This window comes from Streptomyces omiyaensis, from assembly GCF_014650895.1.
GTDB classification, from domain to species: Bacteria; Actinomycetota; Actinomycetes; order Streptomycetales; family Streptomycetaceae; genus Streptomyces; species Streptomyces omiyaensis.
On the sequence record NZ_BMVV01000068.1, the window covers coordinates 1 to 3898 of the forward strand.

Sequence of the window (3898 nt, forward strand, 5' to 3'; positions counted from 1 at the left end):
GCAATGGACCGCTCTGCCACGCCACCGCAACCTGCGAGAACGCGCGCACTCCCGCTCGGACCAAGGGTAGGGAGCCCGTCGTCCGCGGACGAATCCTTATCCGGGCCCTCGGCGGCCGTCGCCCCCGAACCACGGAAGTCGTGCCGGAGCCCCTCCTCGGGAGCGAACCCGCCCCGATCTCCCAGGGCTTCGCACCGGGGTCCTTCCTGCCGGCTTCCTCGGCCGTCCCGGAAGTCGCCGGGTGTGAGGGCGCGACCCGGGGGCAGGCGGTGGATCGAGCGCATGGGACTGCGCTCCGATCACCCGCCCGCGGCTCTCCCCCCGACCGTGGGCCCGTGGTTCGGCGCACGCCCCGCCCCGTACCTTCCTTACGGGTGCGGGGCGGTCGCCCTGCCCGCCACCTGCCACCCGCCGCCTCCCGGCCGGGCCTTCCCGTTCGTCCCCGGCGTGCTCGCGGCGCCCGGCATGGTCCGGCGCCCGCCCGGGGTCCGTCGGTTCGTCCTCCGTCGCGGACCCCCGCCCGCCGCCTTGCCGGCGCCTTCCGCACGGCCCCGACCTGCGAGGCGTGCGTTCCGCCCGGCGGGAGAGGAAGGCGGGGGTACCGGGCCGAGGGGAGAGGCGGGCGGGGAGAGGCGGGCGGGGTACCGGAGCGGTCCGGGTCACCGCCGGCGCACCCCGCCTTCCCGCCGGCGGCGATGCCGCCTCGATACCGGGCTGCGATGCCCGGGATCCCGCGGAGGCCGGCGGGATCACCCTCCCGAAGGGCTTCCGTTCACGGATCGAGGCGCATCCCATGGCTCCCGGCCGACCCCAGCGCGACGGCCCGCGGGACGACGGCTCCCGTACCCGCCCGCACCCCGTCGACGCCGCCCCCGCCTGGCGCCCGGCCCACGGCGACGCCCTCGCCCGCCGCACCCCCGCCGCCCCCGCCACGGCCGCCCGAACGGCGAGCGGGGGCCGGGACCCGCCGGCCGGCCGCGCGGGGCCCCCGCGGCGTTCTCGCTCGGCTCGGCTCGGCTCGGCTCGGCTCGGCTCTGCCCCGGCCCATGGGCTCATTGCCCAAGCGCCGGGCCCCCGTTCGCGCGGGGGCCCGGCACTCGGGCCGCCGCGACCAGCCGCTCGACCCTGCGTGGTGTCTTCGGCCCCAGCGGCACGACCGGCCGGCGTCTGCCGGTCATGCGTTCGCGGGCCGGGGACTCGCACCGTCGCGGCGGTGGGGGAACGGCCGGGTGCCGCGACCGTGGTCCCAGGACCCGCTCCGGCGACGGATCGCCCTGCGCCGGCAGGCCGTGCGACCGGCTCGCGCGCCCGGTCGCCCCGCCGGCGAGGTCGTCGTCGAACCCCACGGCCATCCGGCTCGGCGATCCTCCCGTCCTCGTCGTCGCTCGCCCGCAGCGGCCGGGGCCCCGCCCGGCGGGGTCAGGACGCGGTGAGCGTGTCGATCCGGGCGGCGAGGTCGGGGTGGCCGGCGGCCAGGTGGGGGCGGGTGGCGGTGAGGGGGGCGATGAGGTCGGCGGGGTCGTCGTGGGCGAGGGCCGCGTGGAGGTCGCCGAGCGGGCGGCGGGCCGCGGGCGGCAGGTCGGTGAGCGCGGTGATCTGGCCGGCGAGGCGGCGCAGGTCGGCGGCGTTGTGGCGGGCCCGGGCGGCGGTGGTGCGGGTCGCGGCGCGGGCCTGGCGGGTGGCGGTGACGCGTTGTTCGCCGGTGGTGCCCTCGGGGCCGGGGCGGCCCCGCAGGTAGCGGCGTTCGGCGGCCTGGCGGCTGGCGACGCCGAGGGGGAGCGCGAGGTCGGCCCAGCTGGCGCCCGCGTCGCGCGCGGTTTCGATCAGTCCGGTCTCCCACCCGGCGAGCTGCTCGCGGACCTGCCGCAGCAGCATCAGGGAGGCCAGGGCCTGCTCCGCGCCCGGCGCGGAGGCGTCCGGGGTGTCGCGCCGGGCGCCGCTGAGGGCGTCGTCTATGGCCTTGAGGGCCGCCGCGGCGGCGAGGAACGACGCCGGGCTGTGGGCGGAGCCGGCGGTGGACGGCTGGTCGGCTGCGGTCACGGGCACCCCCTCGGAACGGTTGTCATCTTTTTGACGACATCTTGTTTGTCATCCACTGGATGACATGTTACAACGGTGTCAGTGCAGCGCATTGGCAGCAACTGCCCGAACCCGCTGGAGGTGTACTCACCATGTTGATGCGCACTGACCCCTTCCGTGAGCTGGACCGCCTCACGCAGCAGCTGATGGGGCCGGGTACGTGGTCGAAGCCGTCGGCGATGCCGATGGACGCCTACCGCGAGGGCGACCAGTACGTGGTCGCCTTCGACCTCCCCGGCGTGACCGCGGACGCGATCGACATCGACGTCGAGCGGAACATGCTCACCGTCAAGGCCGAGCGGCGGCCGGTGGCGAAGGCCGACGACGTACAGATGGAGCTGTCCGAGCGCCCGCTGGGCGCCTTCTCCCGCCAGATCGTGCTCGCCGACACCCTCGACACCGAGCGCATCCAGGCCGATTACGACGCGGGCGTGCTCACCCTGCGCATCCCGATCGCCGAGCGCGCCAAGCCCCGCAAGATCACCATCGGCGCCGGATCCGGCCGCAAGCAGATCTCCGGCTGACACCAGCCCCGGACCGTGCGGGGAGGCGGGCATCCGACCCCCCCTCCGTCCCGCCCCCCCCGCACCCCACGGACGACCTCGGCACGAAGAGAGGTGGCGGCCGATGGCCTGGCGACGTGAAGCGTTCCTGGAACACGTCAGGGAACGCGGCGAGTACGAGACCCTGAACGAAGCGGAGCGCGCGGCCCGCGTGGTCCTCGCCCTCCTCGGAGCACACCTCGTCGGCGGCGTCCGGGCCCAGCTCGCCGCGCGCCTGCCGGAGGAGTTCTCGCTGATCCTCCTCAACCCGCTGCAGAGCGCCGAACCGCTGACTCCGCAGCGGTTCGTCCGGGCCACGTCGGCCTGGATCGACGGCGCCACCGAAGCGACGGCCGCCTGGGACGTCAGCGCCGTCCTGTCCACCGCCGCCGACGCCGCCGGCGACGACCTGCTGGGCCAGATCCTGCTCCAGCTTCCCGTCGGCTACGACCTTCTCTTCGGCCGCCCCCGACCCACCTGACCCTCCCGCCGGCGCCCACCAGCGGCACCGCGCTTCACGAAAGGCTTGCACCGCAGTGATCACCGACGCCCCCGCCCCGCTCCAGCGCCCGCAGCCGCAGCCGTACGGGACGGTGTACGAGCAGATGCTGGAGAAGGTCCGCTACGAGGGCGCCTACCCCACCCGCGAGCGGGCCGACGAAGCCGTCCGCCTCGTCCTCGCCGGGCTCGGCCGGCAGGTGACGGGCGACGAGCGCGTGGACCTGGCCGCCTGCCTGCCCCTGGAGGCCGCGCGCGTGCTGACCGCCCAGATCCCCGACGCCCGGCCGATGACCGGATGGGCCTTCGTCAAGGACCTCGCCGCCCGCTCCGGCGCCTCCCCGGCCACCGCGCGCTGGGACACCGGCTCCGTCCTCGCCGCCGTCGACGCCCACGCCGGCTCCGACCTGATCACCCGCATCCTGGACCGGCTCCCGGCCGGCTGGGCCCTGCTGTTCGGCCGAGCCGAACTCACCCGCGCCGTGTGAACGAGCGCGGGCCGTCACAAGCCCGGAGGGACCCGGCCGGCCGACGGCCCGCGCGGCTGCCCAACCGCGCGGCTGCCGAACCACGCCGTGAACACGGGGCCGCCCAGGGGGCCTCCGATCGGGCTCCGCTCATGGAGAGGGGCTCCGGCACGACTTCCGTGGTTCGGGGGCGACGGTCGCCGAGGGTCCGGATAAGGATTCGTCCGCGGACGACGGGCTCCCTACCCTTGGTCCGAGCGGGAGTGCGCGCGTTCTCGCAGGTTGCGGTGGCGTGGCAGAGCGGTCCATTGC

Annotated in this window: 4 protein-coding genes; 3 read left to right on the plus strand and 1 reads right to left on the minus strand. The window is 76.1% G+C overall.

Features of this window, described 5'->3' with window-relative positions; all coding sequences use genetic code 11:
* Window positions 1–1419 precede the first annotated feature (1419 nt).
* Window positions 1420–2040: a type III effector protein gene (locus tag IE287_RS37950; protein WP_189853988.1), complete on the minus strand. Its 621-nt coding sequence runs from the start codon at window positions 2038–2040 to the stop codon at window positions 1420–1422.
* 131 nt (window positions 2041–2171) lie between these two features.
* On the opposite strand from IE287_RS37950, the gene IE287_RS37955 reads away from it, so the two are divergent.
* The 3 genes from IE287_RS37955 (at window position 2172) to IE287_RS37965 (ending at window position 3607) form a co-directional block, all read left to right on the plus strand.
* Window positions 2172–2603 (plus strand): Hsp20/alpha crystallin family protein, encoded by a 432-nt coding sequence (locus tag IE287_RS37955; protein ID WP_189853989.1) that lies wholly within the window; start codon window positions 2172–2174, stop codon window positions 2601–2603.
* 103 nt (window positions 2604–2706) lie between these two features.
* Window positions 2707–3102, plus strand: coding sequence for a DUF2267 domain-containing protein (locus IE287_RS37960; RefSeq protein ID WP_189853990.1), 396 nt, complete (start codon window positions 2707–2709; stop codon window positions 3100–3102).
* 55 nt (window positions 3103–3157) lie between these two features.
* Window positions 3158–3607, plus strand: a complete 450-nt coding sequence (locus IE287_RS37965; protein WP_189853991.1) for a DUF2267 domain-containing protein — start codon at window positions 3158–3160, stop codon at window positions 3605–3607.
* Window positions 3608–3898 lie beyond the last annotated feature (291 nt).